Annotated in this window: 20 protein-coding genes and 1 pseudogene; 1 reads left to right on the plus strand and 20 read right to left on the minus strand. The window is 38.3% G+C overall.

The features are described from left to right. Positions 1-72: 72 nt before the first annotated feature. Positions 73-1635 (minus strand): ribonuclease Y, encoded by a 1563-nt coding sequence (gene rny, locus KBP50_RS09410; protein WP_050352810.1) that lies wholly within the window; start codon positions 1633-1635, stop codon positions 73-75. A gap of 656 nt (positions 1636-2291) precedes the next feature. On the opposite strand from rny, the pseudogene KBP50_RS09415 reads away from it, so the two are divergent. Beyond that, a pseudogene (locus tag KBP50_RS09415) lies at positions 2292-3298 on the plus strand (beta-ketoacyl-ACP synthase 3). Positions 3299-3736: 438 nt separating this feature from the next. On the opposite strand, the gene recA reads toward KBP50_RS09415, so the two are convergent. From recA to dapG, 19 genes are all read right to left on the minus strand, one after another. Continuing rightward, the gene (gene recA, locus KBP50_RS09420) at positions 3737-4777 is read right to left on the minus strand and encodes a recombinase RecA (protein ID WP_050352809.1); all 1041 of its coding nucleotides are present in this window, start codon (positions 4775-4777) and stop codon (positions 3737-3739) included. Positions 4778-4954: 177 nt separating this feature from the next. Beyond that, positions 4955-6202, minus strand: a complete 1248-nt coding sequence (locus KBP50_RS09425; protein ID WP_050352808.1) for a competence/damage-inducible protein A — start codon at positions 6200-6202, stop codon at positions 4955-4957. Further along, positions 6199-6777, minus strand: coding sequence for a CDP-diacylglycerol--glycerol-3-phosphate 3-phosphatidyltransferase (pgsA, locus tag KBP50_RS09430; RefSeq protein ID WP_050352807.1), 579 nt, complete (start codon positions 6775-6777; stop codon positions 6199-6201). The genes KBP50_RS09425 and pgsA overlap by 4 nt, the downstream gene beginning before the upstream one ends. Before the next feature lie 63 nt (positions 6778-6840). Beyond that, entirely contained in the window at positions 6841-7749 is a 909-nt protein-coding gene (locus tag KBP50_RS09435; RefSeq protein ID WP_050352806.1) for a helix-turn-helix domain-containing protein, read from the minus strand. A 17-nt stretch (positions 7750-7766) separates the two neighbouring features. Then, entirely contained in the window at positions 7767-8558 is a 792-nt protein-coding gene (locus KBP50_RS09440) for a YmfK family protein (RefSeq protein ID WP_050352805.1), read from the minus strand. 1115 nt (positions 8559-9673) lie between these two features. Next, complete coding sequence (locus KBP50_RS09445; RefSeq protein ID WP_050352804.1) at positions 9674-9934, minus strand: DUF3243 domain-containing protein; 261 nt, start codon at positions 9932-9934, stop codon at positions 9674-9676. A gap of 79 nt (positions 9935-10013) precedes the next feature. After that, a complete protein-coding gene (ymfI, locus tag KBP50_RS09450) occupies positions 10014-10727 on the minus strand; it encodes an elongation factor P 5-aminopentanone reductase (protein ID WP_050352803.1) in 714 nt (237 codons plus the stop codon). A 6-nt stretch (positions 10728-10733) separates the two neighbouring features. Further along, positions 10734-12017: an EF-P 5-aminopentanol modification-associated protein YfmH gene (gene yfmH, locus KBP50_RS09455; protein ID WP_050352802.1), complete on the minus strand. Its 1284-nt coding sequence runs from the start codon at positions 12015-12017 to the stop codon at positions 10734-10736. After that, entirely contained in the window at positions 12010-13311 is a 1302-nt protein-coding gene (yfmF, locus tag KBP50_RS09460) for an EF-P 5-aminopentanol modification-associated protein YfmF (protein ID WP_050352801.1), read from the minus strand. Before yfmF ends, yfmH begins: the two co-directional genes overlap by 8 nt. Positions 13312-13430: 119 nt before the next feature. Further along, complete coding sequence (locus tag KBP50_RS09465; RefSeq protein ID WP_050352800.1) at positions 13431-14390, minus strand: ABC transporter permease; 960 nt, start codon at positions 14388-14390, stop codon at positions 13431-13433. Further along, positions 14391-15437: an ABC transporter permease gene (locus KBP50_RS09470; RefSeq protein ID WP_050352799.1), complete on the minus strand. Its 1047-nt coding sequence runs from the start codon at positions 15435-15437 to the stop codon at positions 14391-14393. Beyond that, entirely contained in the window at positions 15434-16957 is a 1524-nt protein-coding gene (locus tag KBP50_RS09475) for an ABC transporter ATP-binding protein (protein WP_050352798.1), read from the minus strand. Before KBP50_RS09475 ends, KBP50_RS09470 begins: the two co-directional genes overlap by 4 nt. Positions 16958-17066: 109 nt before the next feature. Beyond that, positions 17067-18179 (minus strand): BMP family lipoprotein, encoded by a 1113-nt coding sequence (locus KBP50_RS09480; protein WP_050352797.1) that lies wholly within the window; start codon positions 18177-18179, stop codon positions 17067-17069. 116 nt (positions 18180-18295) lie between these two features. Beyond that, entirely contained in the window at positions 18296-19021 is a 726-nt protein-coding gene (locus tag KBP50_RS09485; RefSeq protein ID WP_050352796.1) for a GntR family transcriptional regulator, read from the minus strand. A gap of 660 nt (positions 19022-19681) precedes the next feature. Then, the gene (locus KBP50_RS09490; protein ID WP_050352795.1) at positions 19682-21952 is read right to left on the minus strand and encodes an FtsK/SpoIIIE family DNA translocase; all 2271 of its coding nucleotides are present in this window, start codon (positions 21950-21952) and stop codon (positions 19682-19684) included. A 606-nt stretch (positions 21953-22558) separates the two neighbouring features. Further along, the gene (locus KBP50_RS09495; RefSeq protein WP_050352794.1) at positions 22559-22774 is read right to left on the minus strand and encodes a YlzJ-like family protein; all 216 of its coding nucleotides are present in this window, start codon (positions 22772-22774) and stop codon (positions 22559-22561) included. Further along, positions 22771-23499, minus strand: coding sequence for a ClpP family protease (locus KBP50_RS09500; RefSeq protein WP_050352793.1), 729 nt, complete (start codon positions 23497-23499; stop codon positions 22771-22773). The genes KBP50_RS09495 and KBP50_RS09500 overlap by 4 nt, the downstream gene beginning before the upstream one ends. 456 nt (positions 23500-23955) lie before the next feature. Continuing rightward, a complete protein-coding gene (gene dapA / locus KBP50_RS09505) occupies positions 23956-24849 on the minus strand; it encodes a 4-hydroxy-tetrahydrodipicolinate synthase (protein ID WP_050352792.1) in 894 nt (297 codons plus the stop codon). A 19-nt stretch (positions 24850-24868) separates the two neighbouring features. Continuing rightward, positions 24869-26095 carry an aspartate kinase gene (dapG, locus tag KBP50_RS09510; protein ID WP_050352791.1) on the minus strand — a complete coding sequence of 409 codons (1227 nt, stop codon included), beginning with the start codon at positions 26093-26095 and terminating at the stop codon, positions 24869-24871. Positions 26096-26102 lie beyond the last annotated feature (7 nt).

Consider the following 26102-nt stretch of genomic DNA (forward strand, 5'->3'; position numbering starts at 1 on the left):
CTATTAACGTATTCTCAGTTTTTCATATTAAGGAAAGAATGTCAAAATAAAAAGCGGTCCTTAGACCACTTTTTATTTTGCATATTCAACTGCTCGTGTTTCTCGAATCACAGTAACTTTAATATGTCCAGGATAATCCAGTTCGCCTTCAATCTTCTTACGTATATCTCGAGCAATTCGAACGGATTCTACATCGTCAATTTCATCTGGCTTTACCATAATTCGGATCTCTCTACCAGCTTGAATTGCAAATGATTTTTCTACACCAACAAACGACTCAGAAATCTCTTCCAGCTTTTCTAAACGTTTAATATAATTTTCTAGTGTCTCGCTTCTTGCACCAGGTCTAGCTGCAGATAGCGCATCAGCAGCAGCTACGAGTACAGAGATTATGGAAGTAGGTTCTTCATCGCCATGGTGAGAAGCAATGGAATTGATAACAACTTCATGCTCTTTGTACTTCATTGCAAGTTCTTTACCAATTTCCACGTGACTACCTTCTACCTCATGATCGATTGCTTTACCTATATCATGAAGCAGTCCAGCTCTTCTTGCTAACATTTCGTCTTCACCAAGTTCAGCAGCAAGCAAACCGGCTAGATAAGCTACTTCTGTAGAATGCTTTAGCACATTCTGTCCATAGCTTGTACGATATTTTAAACGACCAAGAATCTTAATTAAATCTGGATGTAAGCCATGCACTCCTACTTCAAACGTTGTTTCTTCACCAATCTCCCGGATATGATCATCCACATCACGTCTTGCTTTATCAACCATCTCTTCAATACGCGCAGGGTGGATACGGCCATCCTGTACGAGTTTTTCTAATGCCAGACGGGCGGTTTCTCTTCGAATTGGATCAAATCCTGATAATATAACTGCTTCTGGAGTATCATCGATAATTAAGTCAATTCCAGTTAACGTCTCTAACGTTCTTATGTTTCGTCCTTCACGTCCAATGATACGTCCTTTCATTTCATCATTTGGAAGGTTAACAACGGATACCGTTGTTTCAGCAACGTGGTCAGCAGCACAACGCTGTAATGCTAACGAAAGAATGCTTTTAGCTTTTTTATCTGCTTCTTCTTTGGCGCGATTTTCTGCCTCTTTGATAATTAAAGCAGATTCATGTGCAACTTCTTGTTCTATTCGTTCTAAAATAATCTGTCTAGCCTGATCTGTTGTATATCCCGAAATGCGTTCAAGCTCCGTTTGCTGCTCTTTTATCATAGCTTCCACTTTGCTTTCCATTTCTTCAATTTGTTGTTGTTTGTCTGCTAACGACTGTTCCCTCTTTTCTAAATTAAGCTCTCGCTGATCTAACGATTCACTTTTCTTGTCCAAATTTTCTTCTTTATGCATCAGACGATTTTCTTGTTTTTGAACTTCGTTACGTCGTTCCCGAAGTTCATCCTCTGTTTGCTGTCGAAGTTTATGATTTTCATCCTTCGCTTCAAGAAGGGCCTCTTTCTTAGAAGCTTCCGCATTTCGATGTGCTTCATCAACAATTTGTTTAGCCAATGTTTCAGCACTTGAAATTTTTGCTTCAGCAATAGATTTACGAATCAGATAACCAACAACAATACCGACGATTAGGATTACAAGCAAAATGGAGATGAGCATTAGACTGTCCATGATTTCACCTCCTCTTGCTATAAAGTTGTACATCAATTATTGTCGGCATGTAAAAGTTTCAATGCGTTAAATAACCATACAATATATCATACAAATGATAAATTTATACAAATTTAATTTTAATTGTGTAGCCGAAGAATGTCAAGGAAACGTCACAACTTCATCCAAGATACTGGTAAAAAGATAAAGTTATCATTCTTAAATTGACGACAGACTTAAAATGAAAGTTCACTTCCTTGCAGTTATCTTAGTAAAATAAAAACGCAATTAGAATGTTTTAGATTCCAGAGAATCAATCTTTTGCGTTGAATAGTTTTAAAAATATTCCATTTTCATATAGCGCTATATCGGATAATCGTGATAAATCTCGGATAGTAACTAAAAATTCAAATAGGCACAGGGCGCTACGAGCAAAATAAGGTTACACTTTAAAAACAACTTAAACCGTTTGTTAGTTGAATAAGAAAACTCTCTTCAACTAAAAGATAGATGAATGAAATATGGTTGAAAATGGTATTGTTCCGTTAATAGCCCCTTCTGTAGTCAACGCTTTAAAGTAAGCATTTTGTTTTAAATTGATTTATACTACTATAAAATGTTAGAATTAATACCAAGTACTAATATCTGATAATAAATCATTTAGAGGTGATCCTTATATGTTAGGAGCAAGAATAACATCCATTGGGACGTATGTTCCCAAAAAAAATTAACAAATTTTGATCTTGAACGAATGGTCGAAACGAACAATGAATGGATCATACAAAGAACAGGAATTCACGAGCGTAGAATAGCTTGTACGGATGAATTTACCAGTGATTTATGTGTATTAGCCGTAAAAGATATGATGCAAAGATATAATAAAACCGTCGAAGATGTAGATATGATTATTGTGGCAACAAGTACACCAGATTTTCCATTTCCCTCGGTTGCCAGCATCATACAGAATCGATTAAATATCCCAAATACTGGTGCCATAGATGTAAGTGCAGCGTGTGCAGGATTTGTTTATGCATTACATACAGCAAACAACTATATTGCATCTGGCTTCCACAAAAAGATACTTGTTATTGGAGCAGATACAATATCAAAAATTACCGATTATACGGACAGAAGTACATGTGTTTTATTTGGTGATGGAGCTGGCGCGGTATTGGTTGAAAGGGATGAACTATCAAACAGTTTCATTGGATTCCATCTAGGTAGTGATGGAAGAGGAGCCCACCATGTATATCGTGTGGGACTGTCAAAAAAAGTAAATGATATTGAATTAATCGATAGTCAATATCTTGTACAAAATGGCAGGGAAGTTTTTCGTTGGGTAGTAAGGAATGTCCCTAATAGTATTGGACAAATATTAGAAAAAACGCAAACAAGTTTAGAACAGATTAATTGGTTTATACCTCATAGTGCTAACCTGCGTTTGATCGAACCAATTTGCAAAAAATTAGCATACCCTATAGAAAAAACCCTTTATAGCTTAGAGGATTTTGGAAATACTTCTGCTGCTACCATTCCTTTAGCTCTAGACCTCGGAATTCGTGAGGGAAAAGTCAACAATGGAGATCGCGTTCTTATGTACGGTTTTGGAAGTGGTTTGGTTCATGCAGGACAACTTTTAGAAATTAATTTGGACAAGCTTGTGAAGGATCCAACCCCATTGTGATGAAAATTTCTTAAGTAATGTTCCAAAAATGGATTTGATTATATAAATAGGGTTACTAAAGCATTTTTAATGACTAGGGTTCCTGGACTTGAAGCACTAGCAGATTTTAGAACTCCAAAATGACGTGGTATTGGTGAAATATATTTACTCAGAAATTATCGTTGTGTCTTTACAGATGTTTTAAAACAGGGAGGTAATTGACCATTTATGAATATGTCATAAATTATCAATTACCATCTGTAACTCCAAGAATATGAATATATCTTTGGTGCTTGACTTTACAACATTGACCAAGGGAACCTGAGGAGGCTTTGTAATCCTATTTCCACACTATTTTAAATATCCCATTTTCATTTCACTTCCTTCTCTTGGTCCATAACGGTACTACAACAGTAGTAAAAAACACCCCTTGCACTTACTGCAAAAGGTGTTGATCGATTATACGTCCAGACTTTCCTGACTGAATGCTTCGGCTTCTTCTTCATTCGGCTCGTCATCTAAATTATAATGCTGTCTGATTGCCGCATGAATTTCAGCCATCATATCGGTATTCTCTTTTAAAAATTGCTTCGCGTTTTCACGTCCTTGACCAAGCCTTTCTTCATTATATGAATACCAGGCACCGCTTTTTTGCACGATATCTAAATCAGAGCCAATATCCAAAATTTCGCCTTCTTTGGATATGCCTTCCCCGTACATAATATCTACTTCTGCTTGCTTAAATGGTGGAGCAACCTTATTTTTAACGACTTTAATTCTCGCTTTGTTCCCGACCATATCATTCCCTTGTTTTAATGATTCAGCACGACGCACTTCAAGCCGCACAGATGAGTAGAATTTCAGTGCACGACCGCCGGGAGTAATTTCCGGGTTACCAAACATAACACCGACTTTTTCACGGATTTGGTTAATAAAGATTGCGGTTGTCTTTGACTTATTAATAGCTCCGGATAATTTACGCAATGCTTGGGACATTAGACGAGCCTGAAGCCCCACATGGGAATCGCCCATCTCGCCCTCAATTTCTGCTTTTGGAACAAGTGCTGCAACAGAATCCACTACAATAATGTCAACTGCTCCGCTGCGGACAAGAGCTTCTGCGATTTCAAGTGCCTGTTCGCCTGTATCAGGCTGTGAGAGTAATAGTTCTTCAATGTCCACTCCTAAAGCGCGTGCATATGTTGGGTCAAGCGCATGCTCCGCATCAATAAAGGCCGCTTGTCCACCCTGTTGCTGTGCTTCTGCAATTGCATGTAAAGCTACCGTTGTTTTACCTGACGATTCCGGACCATATATTTCAACAACTCGACCTTTTGGATATCCACCGATTCCAAGTGCTACATCTAATGCTAGTGAACCACTAGGTATAGTTGCTATTTTTTGTTCAGCTTGTTCTCCCAGTTTCATGATGGAACCTTTTCCAAACTGCTTCTCTATTTGTTTTAACGCCATATCTAAAGCTTGTTTTTTATCACTCAAAACTTCGCCCTCCTTTAATCATCTAGTACCATCATACATGCTTTTCTTTTATTTGCCAAGCAAAAAATCGAATAAACGTTCCCATTTTTCAATTAGAAAATATGTGCAAAAATGAAAGTTAACAAACTATGAGGCATTGATAATAAAATTTCTCGGAAACAATAGTGCGAAATTATCTCATTTAAGCGTCCGATAGAGTAATTCAAGACCTTTCAGAACGGTTCTCCGGCGAATAGAATTTCGGTCACCTTGAAACAAAAATTTTTCCACAAGCGACACGCCAGTCGGATTGTAAATGGCAATATAAACGGTACCAACTTGCTTCCCTTCCATTTCCATTGGTCCAGCGACCCCAGTAAAGGCTATCCCAATAGAGGAAGACAGTTTATTAGCCACTTGCATTGCCATTTCTTCAGCACATTCCTTACTTACTGCCCCTTTTGTTTCCAATACCTTCTTGGGAACACCTAACACATGCTCCTTCACCCTATTCGTATAACTAACGATACCTCCTTGTAAGACACTGGAAGCACCAGAAACAGTCGATATTTTCTCTGAGAAAGCTCCGCCAGTCAAACTTTCAGCAGTCGCTAATGTATGTTCTTGTTCGGTTAGTAACCCTACGACTTTTCCTTCTAATGTCTCATGATCTTCACCATAAGCGTAGTTACCTACTCTTGAAAATATCTTAGCTTTTGTAGCTTCTAATAGTTGATCTGCCTGCTGAAGCGTATCACTTTTTGCTGTTAGACGAATAACAATTCCCTCTTCTTGAGCAAGTGGTGCAATCGTCGGGTTCGTTTGTTCATGAATAATATCTTGCAGCTCATGCTCTAGTTTTGATTCACCAATTCCAGTGAATTTTAAAACAATCGATTTAATCATTTCTTTTTTACCAAGTAATTGTTGCAATGCAGGTATCATATATTCCCTTACTAAAGCTTTCATCTCTCTTGGAACACCTGGCAGGAAAATCCACGTGCAATTGTCATATGTAAGCTTCATCCCTGGAGCCATACCTACTGGATTAAGCCAAACCGTTGCGCCTTCAAATACTCTCGCCTGTTTCGGATTGTTTGGCGTCATCACCGCTTGCTGTTTTTCGAAATATGCTTGTATCTTATCCATTGATGGCCGATGTTGTACTAACGGAATATGGCTCAATTGCTGAAACGCTTCTCTTGTCAAGTCATCTTCTGTTGGCCCAAGCCCCCCTGTGACAATAACAATATCAGAGCGCTCATGGGCTTGCTTAAATGCTTCCTGCACACGCTGCAAGTTGTCGCCTACAGTAGTATGGCGATAAACATTGACCCCTTGATTAGCCAATTGCTGGGAAAGCCACTGTGCATTTGTATTGGCAATTTGACCAAGTAAAAGTTCGGTACCAACGGCAACAATTTCAGCTTGTAAATCCTTTGTCATTTCGAATCCCTCATCACATGCCAATTTTTAATAAAGTAATCTGCCCCAGATAATACTGTAAAGAATAAACTAATATATAACATGATTTCACCGAACGGAAATCCTATATACGAAAATGGAAAATTATGTAGTAGTAATACCGCAATAGCAACCATTTGTGTCGCTGTTTTCAATTTGCCCATACTGCCTGCAGCTAGCACAATTCCTTCTCCAGCAGCAACAAGACGAAGTCCTGTAACAGCAAATTCACGGCTAATAATAAGAATGACAACCCACGCTGGCGCTACCCCCATCTCTACCAGCATAATCAATGCAGCAGAAACAAGCAGCTTGTCCGCTAGTGGATCAAGGAATTTCCCTAAATTAGTAACCAAATTATATTTCCGAGCATAGTGACCATCTACCCAATCTGTTGCAGCTGCAACAATAAACAGTACAGCAGAAACAAAGTGAGTTACCGGTAATTCTGCTTCTCCTATCTGCCAGCTTCCCCATGAAAATGGAACACTCATTAAAATGATGAAAACAGGAATTAAACAAATACGAGATAATGTTAATTTATTTGGTAAATTCATGATTTTTCCTCCTTGAAAATGGATAGACCCTTCCAAACAGTTGAAAGGAAGGGTCCATAACAATTATTCAGCTTCTTGTTTTAATTCTATCCATATATTTTGCCTTACATTGTTTGGATCAACTGGATATTCCATTTCTACCCCATTTATGGTGATGGTTAATACAGATGCATTACCAATTTTAAAGAATACGCGCTCTTTACCAGTAAGGTCTAATTCGAGTGGTGATTTTTCCGCATTAAACATACTCTCTTCAAAGAGAGCTTCTCCGTCATCAGCATTTACACCAAGCCATGTATCTCCTGTAGCTTCTAATGTAGCCTTTACTTCATCGCCTGTATAAGAAAATGCAACCGTCGATTCAGGTGTACTGCCTACTCCTTCTTCCACTACAGTAAACTTAGGCTCTTTTGTATCTTCTTTTGTTGCTTTTTTATCCTGATCATTTCCTTGTTCATCTTCGTTGACCTGATTCTCTTCATTGGCCTTATCTTGATTTGCTTGATTCTTACCTTTATCGTCTTTGATAACAATATCATTGTTACCATCTTGTTCTACCGGATCTTTGCTTTCTGTCCCAGACATATTTTGGGCGATAAAGAAAATGGCTACTGCAATAATACCGATTATGAGCAGTCCAACGATAATCGTAGGGAACAATGAAAAATTAGAAGTGCTCTTTTCCTGATTTTTTCGAGAGCGTTGTATACGCGAATACTGTTCTTCTGTCGGCTCTTCCGTTTTTGGCACTTCTTCTTTATACTCTTCCATTAATTCATTCGGATCTAACCCGACAGCATTCGCGTATTCTTTCATAAATGCTCGGGCATAAAATTTCCCAGGAAGAATCTGCAAATTCCCTTCTTCAATCGCAATCAAATACCGTTTCTGGATTTTTGTCATCTCTTGTAATTCTTCTAAAGAGAGGTTTTGTGCCTCCCTTGCTTCTTTTAGTCTTGCACCAATTTGCATTTCCAACACCATCCATTTTAGAAATCAAACATTGAAAATCCGTTTTCTTGACTGAACTGCTGAGATTCAACAGGCTCATATGTGATCTCTTCCTCTTCATGACTCCTTAGTTCAATAATGTAGTCGAAATCCTCTATGTTATATTCTGTCATTTGTACAAATACATCTGGATGTTCCACTACTTTGATAGAAGGAAGTTGCATAACTTCTCTAATCAGCTGCCAATGTTGTTCATTTGCACGACGAGTGGAGACAATACCATCAATAATATAGACATTATTGGGATTGTATTCACCTTCAATGAGTTTACTACGTACCGTTTGCTTTAAAAGTGTACTGGAAACAAATAACCAGCGCTTATTCGCACACACACTAGCTGCTACTACGGATTCTGTTTTTCCTACTCTCGGCATTCCACGAATTCCAATTAATTTGTGTCCATCTTTTTTATACAATTCCGCCATAAAGTCAACGAGCAGACCTAAGTCATCACGAATAAAACGAATCGTTTTACGATCATCGACATCTCGGTGTATGTATCTACCGTGACGTACAGCCATTTTATCCCGAAGCTTTGGTTGTCTCAGCTTTGTTACTTTAATGGTATCCATCGTTTGCAGAATTGATTTTAATCGTGTTATATTTTCATCATCTTTGGATAAAAGTAGCATTCCTCGCTTAGCATCTTCCACCCCATTAATCATAATGATATTGATCCTCAGCATACCGAGTAAGGACGATATGTCTCCAAGCAAACCCGGCCGATTAATTTGAATTTCGTATTCAAGGTACCACTCTGTTTTCGTCATAAAATGCTCCTTTGAATAGAGTTATGAGGTACACTGCTGTTCTATTCTAGTTGAACCTGCGAGCAATTCATTATACTACATAGTCATGTAACTATATAATAAAGTATTTTCTTGTAAGTGAAAAGTGATTAGAAAAAATTCAGTTCAAATATCAATGAGGTTTGATCATGAACTTTTCATAAGTACGTGTTTAACCCGAATGTAAGCTACATACGCTCCCCTTCAAGAGTTGAGGTCATACTAAAAACTTCTAAGGAGAATCGCGGTACTTAAATTCCTAATTCGTTCGAGGAACTCTTAGGTTCCCCCCTTCCGGTACTAATAATCAGTGGTGATCAAAGAACCTCCCACTGATTGTTGGTTCACTTTATGAGCGTTTTTATTATCCATTTACTATGTAACTATAACCGTTTCTCTTTATCACTATTTTTTAAAGTTGCTAGTTTTATAATTCCCATTTATTCAAAAATCCTCCATTTTTAGATCAAGAAAATGACAGACGATATTAAACTATTTCAACATATAAGCGGTAAATTTAACATACAACAAAACAATTAACTCTAATCTTAAAATATTTAATTGTTATTCATTAAAAAGCTACACCGTCCAAAGTTTTTCCATCAAACATCCAAAAAAATGGCTAGCTCAACATCAGGCACTATATTCTTCGCTATGGTTAAACGTAGACTATATTATAGGGTATGTGAAAAAATCCTCTACACTTTATCTCTCCACTCAGAATCTCACTATTCTAGATTCTATGTTTATGGCACTTTATTATTTTCACACTCCTTTATAATACTTATATTAACAGAACCATGAGGGGTTGACAAAATGATTTAATAAATTGTTGGAAAACAGTATCGTTTCCACCGCATGATAATATATATTAACCATTATATTCCCATTCCAAACTTTCAACTATACGACTTTTGCCTTACTTTTAATAATTACTGCCACGCTCTTAAATCAGAACGTGGCAGATAAGCTGAATCTATTCAGTAAGATTACACCTCTAATGAATGTTAGGTGCCTTTATCTCCCACCAGCTGGCCTTCAGCTCTAATAGTGAGAGTTACAGCACCTTACATTCGGAAAAAAGTTGATGTTTCCGTTTATGATTGATTTCCTTGATTTTGTACATATTTAATCATTGTATTTGCTAATGCTTGCTGTTCCTCATCAGAGGCTGCATTCCATAAATCACGTAACACGGCTTCTTCTTTGTTTTTTGCGTCAACATGCTGGGCCAAATAATCGCCTATTTCATGAGCCACATTTTGAATGGTGTCATTGCTCATCCCTTGTTGCTGCGCTTGCGTAAGCTTATTTGCCAAAAAGCTTCTCCATGAGTCAAAATTATCAAGAACGGACATTTTTATTTCCTCCTTCCAATTTATACATGCATAGTATTTGAGGTATTTGCAAGTTTATACATGTTGGAAGGAAGAAAAATTACCAGCCGCCCGTCACATCCAAAATCGCCCCTTGTATATAGCTGCTTTCTCCAGACAATAAAAAAGACACGATAGCAGCGACTTCTTCAGGTTTCCCGGCTCGGTTCATTGGAATATCAGCAATTGTCGCTTCTTTGTCAGCTGTACATAGATTGTGATTCATTTTTGTTTCGATAAAACCGGGGCTAATGGCATTGACAGCAATTCCAGAAGGCGCGACTTCCTTTGCAAGTGCTTTGACAAAACTATTTTGTGCCCCTTTTACTGCTGAGTAAACAACTTCATTACTAGCTCCCTGTTCTCCCCAAATGGAGGTAATAAATATAATCGCACCTTCCTGTTTCGTAATCATACTAGGGAGGAGATGCTTAGTAATGAGCCACGGTGATTTCACATGTAACTGCAGCATATCATCCATTGTCTGTTCTGGTGTGTTTTGAAACAATCCATAATGAGCTCTACCACTAGCAAAAATAACGCCATCAATAGCAAACGACAGAGCTTCCATGAACTGCTCACAAGATGTGTTTTTACTTAAATCTGTTTGGTAAGTCGCTAAAATGGACTCCGGATATGCCCGACAGAGTTCATCAATAGCTTGTTTGTTTGTATGAAAATGAAGCAATAATTGGTAGCCTTGGTTCAATAATTTCCGCGCAATTGCTGCCCCAATATCTCCGCTTGCCCCAACAAGAAGAATTGTTTTCTTCATGATGATTTACTCCGCAGCTATTGTACATACAGATAATCTTTCTTCATCTATCCAAGAACGCATAAATTGTTTGGCATCATCCAATGTAAGCTCACGAACAGCTGGTAGTAATGTAAAGAAGTCGATTCCTAATAAATGATAATGCGTATAAGCGTTAGCTATGTTCTCTAATCGATTCATCATGCGCAATAACTGACCTATTTTTTTCTTTTTGATGCGCTGAAATGTTTCCTCATCTAAATCTCCTTGTTGAATACGCAACAACATGGATTTTAACCGCTCTGCAAATGGATGCGGTTCATTCGTATTGCTACCAATTAAAACATAGCCAAAGTCACGGTCGATATTTGCTTCAAAGAAAAAGCTGTCATCGATCAGATTTTCATTATAAAGCTCTTCATAATATGGACCACCTTTGGAAAAATAATAGTCCAATAGCATATCCTGGAGCAGGTCTTGGGTTAGAAGTTCCGCTGGTGGGAGCTGATGGTTCATCCGTTTTATCCCTATTGTACATTTGGGTATCGAAACGGGCATCGTTATTTGTTTTTCCTTCATCGCCACCGCTTCAGGCTCCTCAGGGAACTTTCTTTTCAGCTTCTCCATCTTAGCAAACTGTTTTTTACTTTGATTTTCTTTTATCAAATGCCCCATTTGTTCAGGATCAAAATTGCCAGCAATGAACAAAATCATATTTTCCGGATGATAAAACGTTCGGTAGCATGTATATAGATCTTCTTTCGTAATTTGATAAATGGATTCTACTGTTCCAGCAATGTCTACATTAATTGGATGTTCTTGAAACATTGCTTTAATTGTTCCCATAAAAGCTTGCCACTCTGGCTGATCATCATACATCTTAATTTCCTGAGCAATGATTCCCTTTTCCTTCTCCACCGATTCATCCGTAAAATAAGGATCTTGCACAAAATCAATCAGTGTCTCTACATTCTTTTCGATGTGATCGGTTGCTGTAAACAAGTAAGCTGTTTTCGTAAAAGAAGTATACGCATTGGCGGAAGCGCCTTGTTTCGAAAAATCCTGAAATACATCTCCAGTCTCACTTTCAAACAGCTTATGCTCTAAAAAATGAGCCACCCCTTCTGGTACAGTAACCACTTTATCCTTGCCAATTGGGGTGAAATGTAAATCAATGGAACCATAATTAGTCGTAAATAAAGCGTGAGTTTTTGCCATTTCCGGTTTTGGTAATAAAAAGACAGTTAGTCCATTAGCTAGTTTTTCTGTATACAATGTTTCATCAATATCACTATACGTATGCTTATTCATTGGAAACCCCTTTCTCTGCCGTTAGCAAATACGTCGTATCCTCTTGTAATTCGTTTGCAACAGCAATAATTTCTTCCTTTGTCACCTTATTTACTTGTTCTATAAATTGAGCAGGTGTCATTTTCACTCTAGCCAATACCTGCTGATATAAAAATTCAATTGTCCCTTGCGAGTGGTCGAATGTCTCCAATAGCTGATTGGTAATCAGCGCTTTTGCCTCGTCTATATCTTGCGTTGAAAAATCGCCTTGCTTCATCGCTTCCATTTGTTGTTTGATAATGTCCCGTGCCTTTTCAAAATCTTCAGGTGCAATACCACTAAATACGAATAACAGTCCTTTGTGACTCTCGATTCGAGAAGCAGCATAATAAGCAAGACTGTTCTTTTCTCTGACATTAATAAACAATTTTGAACTAGGAAAGCCACCAAAAATTCCATTCAGTACATGAAGCGCATAATATCCTGGATCGCCAAATGTCACATTCGTACGATAACCGATATGTAGTTTTGCCTGCTGAATTTGATCCGTTTCCACAACCTGCTTTGGTGTGATATTTCTTTTAGTCGGATTTACCACCTTTTGCTCGCTTTCTGTTTGATATTCATTTTTTTCTATTTGTTGAAATACTTTTGCTATCGTTTCTTCCATCTCTTGCTCCGACAGATCGCCTTGGATGTAAACATCAATCTGGTCATTCATTACGATTTGTTGGTAATAAGCATAAAGACTTTCACGAGTCATCTCTTCCAGATCATCTAAATAACCATGCACATGAAGCTGGTAAGGTTCACCTTCACACATTTCATCAATCAAACGAAGATTCGCATAACTCATTTTGTCATCTTTTAAGGTAAGTATTTTTTGTTTTAGCGTTTCTTTTTCCCGTGCAAATATAGTTTTAGCAAACCCTTTTTCATCTGCATTTGGGTTGAATAATACATCATAAAGCAACTTTAAGCCTTCCAGCAATATCGAAGACTTGCCCTCTAAAAATTTTTGATTGGCAATATCCAGGCGCAAGCTAATAATATGCTTTTCTCCTTTTTTAGCTCCATCCATCGACAAGGAAGCACCGTAAAGTTCATCTAGTTTAATTTGCAGCTGTTGGTTAGATGGATATTGTTTCGTTCCTTGTTTTAACACATACGGTAACAACGCTCGTTTCGTTATCGTTTCCTTTTCTAAAGGTGCTTGCAGCTTCAGAACAACGGTCACTGTTTTATACTTTTTATTCGGAATGAAATGAACGTTAAAACCATTTATAACTTTTACTATTTCCGTTATTTCTTGCATGATAATCCTCCCTTAACCAGACTTTTTCCTTATTCTTCTCCTATTTTTCATTCGTCATCCATTATAAAGCAAAAAAAACTCGCTTGCGACTATTATACGCAAACAGAGTTTTTTCTTGCTTATCGGTTTCCTTTTATATATGGTACACCATTAGCTTTTGGTGCTTCTGCACGACCAATGAAACCAGCTAACGCTAAAATGGTTAATACGTATGGAGCAATAAGTAAAAATACTTGTGGTACATCTGCTAGTAATGGAATACCGCCGCCAATGACACTTAAGCTTTGAGCGAAACCAAAAAATAGTGCTGCTCCCATTGCGCCTAGAGGATGCCATTTTCCAAATATAACTGCTGCTAAAGCCATAAACCCTTGTCCGACAATGGTTGCATGAGAGAAGTTTAAGGCAATCGTTAGCGCAAAAACAGCGCCTCCTAATCCTCCCATCGCTCCAGAGATAATAACAGCGATGTAACGCATTTTATAAACATTAATACCATTCGTATCAGCTGCCATTGGATGTTCACCTACAGCACGTAACCGTAATCCAAAAGGTGTTTTGTATAAAACATACCACGCTACGAAAGCGAATAAGATAGCGACATAAGAGGTCGTATAAATTCCTTGGAAAAAAATTGGTCCAAGTAATGGGATATCAGCAAGGATTGGGATATCTGTCGTATAAAAAGGTTGTGAAACCATATCAGTTTGTCCTTTATCATACCATTGCTTTGTTAAGAAAATGCCGATGCCTAATGCCAAAAAGTTAATCGCAACACCACTTACTACTTGATCTGCATAGAATGTAATCGAAGCTACAGCGTGAATGATGGCAAAAATAGCGCCGACAATCATAGCAGCAAGAATTGAAATCCACGGCGTCCAAGAACCGAATACATCACTAAAGGTGAGGTTAAATACAATACCAACGAATGCTCCCATTACCATTAAGCCTTCTAAACCAATATTTACTACTCCTGAGCGCTCACTGAACACGCCGCCTAAAGCAGTGAAAATTAGCGGAGCTGAATAAAAAAGCGCAGTTGGGATCACCGCTTGCAATAATTCCATAAAACTCATTTATTTCCCCTCCCTTTTAAACCGGAGTATGATCCAACGAATGAGGTAGCTTGAGGCAACAAAGAATATAATCAGCGCAATAATAATATCCACTAGCTCATTTGGAACACCTGCTTGTGTTGGCATATTTAAAGCCCCTACTTTTAATGCACCAAATAAAAATGCTGCAAGGACAACACCAAACGCATTATTTGCTCCTAAAAGTGCAACAGCAATTCCGTCAAACCCAATATTGGAAAAACCAGAGCTAACAGTCATATTTCCATATGTTCCTAAACCTTCCATCGAACCTGCTAAGCCTGCAAATAAACCTGAAATAACCATGGCAAGAATAATATTTCGTTTAACACTCATACCTGCATATTTGGAGGCATGCTTATTATAGCCTACTGATTTCAGCTCAAAACCAAGTTTTGTCCGTTCAATCATAAACCACATCACCACAGCTGCAAACAAGGCAATAAAAATCCCATAATGCATTCTTGAAAAATAAGTGAGATTTTCTAACCACTCAGAAGCCAAGGAAGCGGTCGGTGCGATCATGTCTGTTTTATCTGCGTTTTCCGTCAAGACATTACGAATAATAGCATTGGAACTATATAACGCGACGTAATTCAGCATAATTGTCACAATGACTTCATGTACACCAAGCCCTGCTTTTAATAATCCAGGAATAAATCCCCATAATGCGCCAGCGATTGCTGCAGCGAGTAAAGCTAACGGCAAATGAATGTAAATAGGAGCATCAACCGTTGACCCTATCCAAACAGCTGCCAGCCAACCAACAATAACTTGACCTTCTGCACCAATGTTAAATAGACCAGCTCGGAATGCAAAAGCAATGGCTAACCCCGCAAGTATATAAGGCGTTGTCTGGCGAATCGTTTCGCCAAAAAAATATAAATCTCCAAACGCTCCTTTAAATAAAGCCATGTAACCTTGAATTGGATTATAGCCAAAGGAAAGCATGATCAACGCTCCAGCTAAAAGGCCGATGAAAACAGAGATAACTGGTACGAGGATGTTAAACCACTTATTTTCCATCATGACTCTTCACCCACCTTTTCGCTTCCAGCCATCAATAAGCCTAATTCTTGTTCGTTTGTTTCTTCTGGTTTTAAATCAGCTACGATTTTTCCATCGTAAATAACCGCTATTCGGTCACTAACATCAAGAATTTCATCTAGTTCAAAAGAAACTAATAAAATTGCCTTGCCTTTATCTCTTTCCTCGATCAATTTTTTATGAATGAACTCGATAGCCCCAACATCCAGACCTCGCGTAGGCTGTGCTGCAATTAATAAATCAGGTGATCGATCGACTTCTCTGGCAATAATTGCTTTTTGTTGATTTCCACCAGATAAAGCACGTGCCTTTGTGTGTATGCTCGGTGTTCGTACATCATATTCGTTGATTAACTGTTCTGCTTTTTGAAAAATTTGTTGATAATTTAACACTTTGTACCTCGAATAAGGACGCTTATAATAGGTTTGCAAAACAAGATTTTCGCCAATAGAGTAATCAAGCACAAGTCCAAATTTATGCCTATCTTGGGGGATATGCCCTATCCCACTCTCGGTTACTTTACGAGGAGATAAATTTGTAATCGATTTCTCATTTAATAAAATGTTGCCGGCATTTGCTTTTCGTAAACCAGTGATGGCTTCAATTAACTCACTTTGACCGTTTCCGTCTATTCCAGCAATACCTACTATTTCACCGGCCCGGACGGTTAAATTTAACCCTTTAACCATGTCTACTTTTCTGCTGTCTTTCACAAATAAGTTATGAATCTCAAGAATCGTTTGCTTCGGGTTGGCTGGTTGTTTATTCGTTTGAAAAGAAATATCTCTTCCAACCATTAGTGAAGCCAGCTCTGTGGTTGTTGTATCTGCCACATTAACAGTGCCAATCCCTTTACCTTTACGTATTACCGTACAACGGTCACATATTTCCATAATTTCTTTTAGTTTATGAGTGATTAGAATGATAGATTTTCCCTCAGCGATTAACGTTTTAAATATTTCCATTAACTCGGAAATTTCTTGTGGCGTTAAAACTGCTGTTGGCTCGTCAAATATGAGGACTTCAGCTCCACGATAAAGTGTTTTTAATATTTCTGCGCGTTGCTGCATACCTACGGAAATATCACTAATCTTAGCTGTTGCGTCCACCCGAAGTCCGTAACGGTCTGATAATTCCTGTACTTCTTGTTCCGCTTGCTTTAAATTAATTCTTCCTTTACTAGTAGGTTCGCTGCCAAGAATAATATTTTGTGTAACCGTAAATGGTTCTACTAGCATAAAATGCTGATGCACCATCCCAATCCCTAAATCATTAGCAATATTCGGGTCAGTAATGGATACTTTTTTCCCCTTCACCCGAATTTCTCCTTGTTCAGGCTGATATAGACCGAACAGCACATTCATCAATGTGGATTTACCTGCTCCGTTTTCGCCTAATAATGCATGAATTTCACCATGCTTTAACTGTATGGTTACATCATCATTGGCCACTACTCCCGGAAATTCTTTTCGTATATGCAACATTTCAATTACATAATTCATTAATGCCATCACTCCTTACCTATGGAAGCAACTTTTTTAGCGGAAAGCATACAGTTCATTACGTTTGGGTTTTAGGATAACAAAGAGGCTGGCTGCTCCAGCCTCTTTGTTACAATGACTCTTCAAATTTCTTTAATTCTTTTCTTGTTTGTGGTACGTCTACGTCACCACTAGTAATCTTTTCTTTCCACTCATCTACTGCTGATTTGATCTCTTCCGTGAAAGCTTCTTCGTTTGTATCTGCTAGGTATACGCCATCATCTTTTAATGAGAATTCTAAAATTTCACCGCCTGGGAATTCCCCATTCATTCCAAGATTGCTCACTTCATGCACAGATAAGTCCACACGCTTTACCATGGATGTAAATGTTACATTTTTATCGCCAATTTTACCTTCTTCATGCTGATCGCGGTCAACCCCGATGACCCAAATTTCTTTTTTAGGATCTTTCTTCTTCATATCTTTCGCCTGGTTAAACACACCATTTCCAGCTGCTCCAGCAGCATGATAAATAATATCTACGCCATCATTATACATACGGGTAGCAATTAGCTTTGCATCGTCAGCTGAACTAAAGTCACCGACATATTGAATGTCCACTTCAATATCAGGATTGACAGATTTTGCCCCTGCAACAAACCCAACTTCAAATTTGTTAATTAAATCGGAATCCATTCCCCCGACAAAGCCCAGCTTATCTGTTTTTGTCTGTTCAGCAGCAGCAACCCCTGCTAAAAATGATCCTTCATGCTCTGCAAATGTAATACTCGCAACATTCGGTGCTTCAACAACAGTATCAACTATTGCAAAATTCGTATCTGAATTTTGTTCGGCTACTTTCGTCACTGCATCTTGAAGTAAATAACCAACGGCAAAAATTAAGTCATAATCATCTCTTGCTAACCGTGTTAGATTTGGCAAATAATCCGATTCATCATTGGACTGTGCGTAGTCAAAACCTTTTCCTTTCGATAATCCGTGTTCTTCGCCCCAAGCTTGTAATCCTTCCCATGAAGACTGGTTAAATGATTTATCATCCACTCCTCCTTCATCTGTTACCATGGCCGCGGAATAATCCTCAGATGTACCAGTCTCTCCTGACTTTCCTTCATTATCGCCACCATTGGATTCCTTTTTATCACCCGAACCGCCACATGCGGCTAAAACTAATCCAAAACTAATAAAAATGGTTAATAATAAGATTAACTTTTTATTTTTCAACAGAATTGCCCCCTTAAATAATTTTCCATTGGCTTCCGACCAGTCAGCGTGTTATACATTTTTTGAACCGCCTCACCCCCTATTTGTAAGCGTTTTCTAAATTTGGAATTTTTGTTTTACGTACGTTTACGTAAAACATGGAAGCTAAACATATCTGAGCGAAAATAGTTTGCCGAATATAGAACTGCTTCATCTTCAGCGGTATAGTGCATTTGCTTAAGCAACAGCAGCGTTTGATCCGGATGGCAGTTTAGAATCTCATAAATACGTTCATGATATCCAATTGGCTCAATGTAGGTAACCGCATAGGCCACTCGTTTATTTGCGTAATCTTCCATTAACTTAAAAAAAGAATCCGCTTGATGTACACGTTCTACTGGAATTACATCCTCAGGAATCTTATCCACACAAAAAACGACCGGTTCCCCATTAGCAGTACGAACACGTTCAATTTCAACTAATTGTTCCACTTTTTTAGGAGCAAATCGACTTTTCTCCTTATCAGTTGCGTCTCGTATATCCGTAAATAAATATTCCGTTCCTGCCTTTTTTCCCGACTGCTCAATCATGTATGTTACACTTGTAAGCTGTTCAATTCCAGATGAAAATACGGGCTTCGGATTCACAAATGTGCCAACACCATGTCTTCTAGTCACAATATTATCTTCTTCTAATATGCGTAGTGCTTCCCGTAAAGTCGCGCGAGATACCCCTAACAATTTGGATAATTGAAATTCAGATGGGAGTTTCTCATTTTCCTTATACTCGCCGCTCTCAATATCTTTTTTAATTTGATCTATGACTTGTAAATATAAATGCCTTGAATCACTCTTAATAGACAAATTTCTTCACCTCAAACCATATTTCCATTCTCTAGATATCTGACCTCTGACGTATAACTAGTTTATGTATTTTTATCATAGCATGAATGTAATAGGAAGCAAATACTTTTTCTACAAAATTCAACAAATGGTTCAATTAATTTCACAATTATTTTAAAATCAGTAACTTACATAATTATCAACATCTTTTTCATCCCGCATATAAGGCGCTGTGAATCTTCCACTTCAAGAGTTGGATAATCTGTACTGCAACAAGTCTAGGTGGGAGATAACCGCATCTAAATGCCCGATTTAGTAAGCGGCCTTTAGGTCATAACATTACAGTACTACCAATCAGTAGGCGATAAATAAAACTCCCCATTGATGGAAGATTCACTTTATTCATGACTCAGTTAAAATTAATTGTGTGGAGCAACCTAATTCCTGATATACTTCTTTTTTAAAAATTTAATAGTAATTCGCTGGCTGCATATTTTTTGCTTAAATAAGGTCAGTAGTAGAAGCCGAGTCAAGCCGCACCTTGCTTTTTCGCTAGAGAAACAATGTTGTTCATCCTAAAAAGCAAGCAATGTTTTCTCTTAACTATATTCCCACAGTAAAAAAGCTTACAGAAAACCTTAGGAGGCTCTCTGTAAGCTGTATCGGATTATACTGCTTAGTTTAATGAGTAGAAGAATGTTCTTCTGGTGTTTGACTAATAAGCACAGTACGTGGCTTACTTCCCTCATATGGACCAACAATTCCTCGCTGTTCCATGGCATCAATAAGTCTCGCTGCACGAGTATAACCGATTCGAAAGCGTCGTTGTAACATGGATACGCTGGCACTTTGCATTTCCGTTATTAATTGCACCGCATCATCGTATAGCTCATCATCCACTTCTTCTACAATTTCATTGACCTCTTCTGGGATCATTTCTTCTTGGTACGACGCTTTTTGTTGTTCAATACAATGATCTACAACACGTTCAACCTCTTCATCAGAAAGAAAAGCACCTTGCACACGAGTAGGTTTAGAAGTGCCTACAGGAATAAATAACATATCTCCTCTACCTAATAACTTTTCTGCACCTCCACTATCGAGAATCGTTCTTGAATCTGTTGCTGAGGATACACTAAAAGCGATTCTGGAAGGGATATTTGCTTTAATCACTCCCGTAATAACATCTACAGAAGGTCGTTGAGTCGCAATGATTAAATGAATTCCAGCAGCTCGTGCCATTTGTGCCAAGCGAGTGATCGCATCCTCTACATCACTAGAAGCGACCATCATTAAATCCGCTAATTCATCAACGAGAACAACAATATATGGAAGGTTAGGCTCTGGATCTTCAGCATACTGATTATGTTTGCGGATATATTCATTGTAACCCTCTATATTACGTGTACCTGTATCAGAAAAAAGCTCATAGCGCCTTTCCATTTCTGCAACTACCTTTTGTAGAGCTCTGGAAGCTTTTTTCGGGTCGGTTACAACCGGAGCAAGTAAATGAGGGATACCATTATAGACGTTTAATTCCACTTTTTTCGGGTCAATCATCATCATTTTCACTTCATGCGGCTTTGCGCGCATTAAAATAGTTGTAATAATCCCATTGACGCAGACACTCTTTCCACTTCCCGTTGCACCGGCTATTAGTAAATGCGGCATTTTATTTAATTCGGCTACGATCGCCTCGCCTGAAATATCTCTACCAAGGGCAAATAGTAGCTTGGAAGATTGTTTCGGAGCAATGCTCTCTAAAACCTCGCGTAATGATACCGTGGCAACTTCCTGGTTGGGTACTTCGATTCCGACTGCTGACTTTCCTGGAATAGGTGCTTCAATTCGCAAGTCTTTTGCAGCGAGAGCTAACGCCAGATCATCATGCAAGCTCACAATTTTACTTACCTTCACACCAGCTTCTGGATATATTTCATACTTTGTTACAGCTGGACCTACATGTACTTTGGTAACACGTGCCTTTACTCCAAAACTGGTGAACGTATTTTCTAGCTTTCGTACCGTCGCCTGGATCTGCGACTTTTCTTGTTGTTGTGAATTATTTGCTGGTTCTGCCAACAATTGCATCGAAGGGAGAATATATTCGTAGTTTTCCACTTCTGTCATTGGCATGTTTTCTATGCTGTCATCCATTTTTTCCTGGGTTTGCTCAGTCTTTGTAATATCAGTTTCTGTTTCATCTTGCTGATTCGTCATCGTATGGTCGGTAAAGTCTTGAATAACCGGCTCCGAGATAACTTGTTCTGCAAGGTTTTCCCCATTTTGTTCGATTTTAGGTTCATTCTCTTGCATGGAACGTTTTGTGGTTCGTTTTTGTTTCCATGCAGCTTGCGATCCTTTTATGTTACTTACCACCCATTTCCAAAATTTAGCGAAAACATCACCAATCGATAGCTCCGTCATAAAGATAATACCAATGAGGATCGAAAAAACAGCGACAATTTTAGCCCCAGTAAGAGAAAATAAATAGTAGGAGAACGTAAGCAACAATGCTCCAGCCATCCCTCCACCTAAATACTCTGCGGATAGTTGATTATCAATGTAGCTGGAATAGTTTTCCCATGTTGAACCAATAATTGATATTTGCTGGTTGGCAGCGATAACTTCATCAAACATTTGTGTGTGGGTGAGCAGCAGTACCCCACCAAATACAATATAAAAGCCGACCATCCTTTTCGTCACAAAGTTAGGTAATTTTCGCTTTACTACCAACTTGATACCTGTTATTAATAAAAAAACCGACGCAACAAAATACCAAATTCCTAGAAAGAAGCGAAACAAATGTTCCAGCCCTCCTGGTATAGCACCGTCGCTAATCGCACTGGCACCACTTCCAAATATCCCTAAAAAAATAAATAAAAGTCCAAGTAATTCTAGCTTCAATTGTTTTTTTAACTTGCTGCTGCGTCTCTTTTTCTTTCTTGCCATATTTTCACCTCAATCATTTTGGCAATCTAGTTTGAAAATGAAATTCATTTAGTAGTCCGTTTTCCCTCAATCCTACTGACAGAAATAGAGCAAAGATTAAAATCAAGTTTCCTTAAAAAGGAGACAACGTCTTTTCTGCGCGATGCGTTGTTGAGGTAGTTTTCTGGATGCTCGAAAAAAAAGCACACTTTGTCTACGTATCTCGTCTTCTACGATCGCTAACATACAGGTTTAACAAATCGAAAGTTTCGTCATCTCGCGCTTAGAAACCCTGCTTTGTGTTCGTGTCCTACAACTCGTCACCTGATATTCGGATAATGACTAACCTTTCCAGAAAATGCTTTTTCCTCATTGAACTTTTGTAAGCAAAAAGGCTGTCCAAAATATGTTCTGACTATGGTAAAACTATTGTAATCTATGTATTGGAGATATAGTCAACTTTCATATTCTACCTTATCTAGAGCGTTTTTCAAAGTATAACCTCTTCTATCTAGTATATCATACTGTCAATTGGAAGACGTTTGAAATACAGCTCATTTCCTAAACACAAAAACTGCTTTCATTAGAGGTTCAAAAGCAGTTTTTGTTAAGTTTTGTATCGATTTGTTAAGCGTTTGTTTGGGAAATAATCGTTCCTGGGGACAATTGATGATTTAAAAAGTCCTGTGGGTCTGTAGACAGCAGTTGAACAATTTCAAATGATCCGTCCGCTTTCTTTTCACAATACAATGATTTACCATTGTATGAAATCATTTGTCTTTCAGCATTGTTATTGGCGTTATAAAAAACATCTTCCATGGATAGCGGTGTATAAATAATCATTGCATCACCTGCTGTTCTTGAGTTCCATTCTCCTTGATCAATTCATTCACTTTTTGCATAGCTTCCTTAACGCCACCAACACCATCGATTAATCCATATTCTACCGCTCTTTTTCCAACAACATTCGTACCAATATCTCGTGTTAAGTTACCTTTAGCAAACATTAAATCTTTAAATTTTTCCTCGGTTATATTGGAATGGTTCACTACAAAATCGACGACACGATTTTGCATTTCGTCAAGGTATTCAAACGTTTGTGGTACGCCAATAACTAAACCGGTTAAGCGAATAGGATGAATGGTCATCGTTGCTGTTGGAGCAATGAACGAATAATCCGTAGCAACGGCAATGGGTACACCGATTGAGTGCCCGCCTCCAAGCACAATGGAGACGGTTGGTTTAGATATAGAAGTTATCATTTCTGACAGAGCCAACCCTGCTTCAACATCGCCTCCAACTGTATTTAACAAAACAACTAACCCCTCTATTTTGGGATTCTGCTCAATCGCAACTAATTGAGGTAATAAATGCTCATACTTCGTAGTTTTATTTTGTGGCGGAAGCTGTACATGTCCCTCTACTTGTCCGATAATTGATAAAACATGAATATTTGAATCTGGAGCTTGTGGTACATTAGTTTGCCCTAATTGTTGTATCTTTTGTACTAAAGAGGAGGAATTGTTATCTGGTGTTTGATCCTCTTTTTTTTCTGGCTCATTATTCATTTACGTACACTCTCCTCACTAACAGGTTATTCCTTTATTAGTATGAACATAACATCTATGGATCATGCAGAAAGAGGAATTTCTTTTAAGGATTTGTTGCCTTGTTAAAAACTGAATAGTTCGTTTATTAACACGGATGATGTAGAACACGATACGTTGCAGTCGTAAATACTTGATATAATGCAATTACACGAAAAGAAAGAGGCTGGGACATAAGCAAATACTATATAGCAAAAGCCGAACAATCCATTTATAATTGTTCGGCTTATTTGCATTAAAAATTTTTATCACCGCTATGTCAAAACACTTCGCTTTCCGCAGGTCTCTTCAGCTTCCTCAGAAAGCAAAAACCGCTTTCCTGTGGGATCTTCTGCTCGCGCTGTTCTCGCAGGAGTCTACCTATTTTGACTACGCTAAAACTTGCGTATACACAATTGGCGATTTATGGTTCGTTTTTTAATCAGCCGCTTTAGTTATGTCCCAGCCTCTTTCTAAAATAGCCGCTAATTCATTTTTTTCCTGCTGAGATAATTCCACAAGTGGCAAGCGCAGACCGCCAACTTCTATACCTTTCATACGTAATGCAGCTTTTACTGGAGATGGTGAAGGGGCCATAAATAGTCCTTTCATTACAGGAAGTAAACAACGATGCAGCTCTGCTGCCTTTTGCGTTTTTCCTTCATGGAACAACTGAACCATTTGCTGCATTTCCTTTCCAATCACATGCGAAGCTACCGAAATTACACCAGACCCTCCAACCGATAAGATCGGTAACGTTAAGCTATCATCCCCACTATACACTGTAAAATCATCATCTGTTTGTTCAATAATTTGTGATACTTGATCAAGATCTCCGCTCGCTTCTTTTATAGATACAATATTGTCGATTTTACTTAATGCTACGGTTGTTTCTGTCGTAATGTTAACAATCGACCTTCCTGGTATATTATAAAGCATGACAGGAAGTGATGTGTTTGCTGCTATGGTTTTAAAATGCTCATATAAACTACGTTGGTCTGGTTTATTATAATATGGCGTCACAAGCATAACGGCATCTACACCACAACGTTCCGCTTCTTTGGTTAATGAAATAGAGGCCTTCGTATTATTTCCACCAGTTCCTGCAATGACAGGCACACGTTTATTTACATTCTTCACTACGTGTTGAAAAAAACTTATTTTTTCTTCAGCTGTTAATGTAGGAGATTCACCTGTTGTTCCTGCAATGACCAATCCTTCCGTCCCATTTTGCAATAAATAATTAATTAGTATATCCGTTTGCGCATAATCAATCTTCCCATTTACATCAAATGGTGTGACCATTGCAGTTAATACATTACCAAAGCTCATTCTTATCACCTTTTTCTAATCATTGTGCAGAGTTGATTATATGACTCAATTCAAAAGCTTCATGCAACGCATTTACGGCAGCTTTTAAATCTTTTTCATGTACGAGCACCCAAATCGTCGTATGACTGTCTGCTGATTGAAGGATTTGAACATTTGCATCGGTCAATGCTTGCACAATCTTTGCAGCAACTCCAGGGACACCCATCATCCCAGCGCCTACTGCTGACACCTTTGCACAGTTTTCGGTAATTTCCGGATCAAATCCAAGTGTGTTTAATATCCGTACTGCTTTTTCCGTAAATGCAGTTGGCACCGTATATATTACGCCAGTAGGTGAAATGGTAATAAAATCAACGGAAATTCCTGCTTCAGCCATTGCTTTAAATACGTCAGATTGCATTCCAAATGCCGTCTCTTTTGTTTGTACTCGAATTTGGGTAATAGCATCCATATGGGCAATTCCAGTAATTAAACGATCGATAATATCCATCCCCTCTGCGCGTGAAGACGTAACGAGTGTACCTTCATCTTTAGAGTAGGTAGACCTTACACGCATTGGGATTTTTCCTTGCATAGCAATCTCTACTGCTCGGGGATGAATTACTTTTGCCCCTTGATACGCCAAATTACAAATTTCGGAATATGTGACAACATCAAGCGGTCTAGCTGTTTCAACAACCCGCGGATCAGCAGTCATAATTCCATTCACATCGGTAAAAATTTCAATTCTTTCTGCAGATAAAGCAACACCTAATGCGGCAGCAGTTGTGTCACTTCCGCCACGACCAATCGTCGTTATATCTCCAGATTCGGTAATACCTTGAAAGCCTGCTACGACAACAACATCATGCGTTTCAAACTCTTTTAAAATTCGCTCAGGCTTTACTTCTTTAATTTTTGCTTGTGTGAAATCATTTGTTGTAATAAACCCAGCGTGTGCTCCAGTTAAAGCAGTCGCTGTAATATGATGCTTTTGTAATTCGTTCGATAGTACAACGGATGAGATAATTTCACCACAAGACATAAGCATATCCAATTCACGTGAAGCATTTTTATTGGCAGGAAAGTCTACAAGACCTAGCAATGTATCAGTTGCATACGGGTCTGGTTTTCTGCCTAAAGCTGAAACGACAACTACCAATTTGTATTCTTTCACTAACGCATCTTTTATATGTTTAATCACATGGTCTCGATTTTCTTTTGACTGTACCGAAGTACCGCCAAATTTTTGAACGAGTATTTCCATTCGTACA

Source organism: Virgibacillus pantothenticus, assembly GCF_018075365.1.
GTDB lineage: Bacteria > Bacillota > Bacilli > Bacillales > Amphibacillaceae > Virgibacillus > Virgibacillus pantothenticus.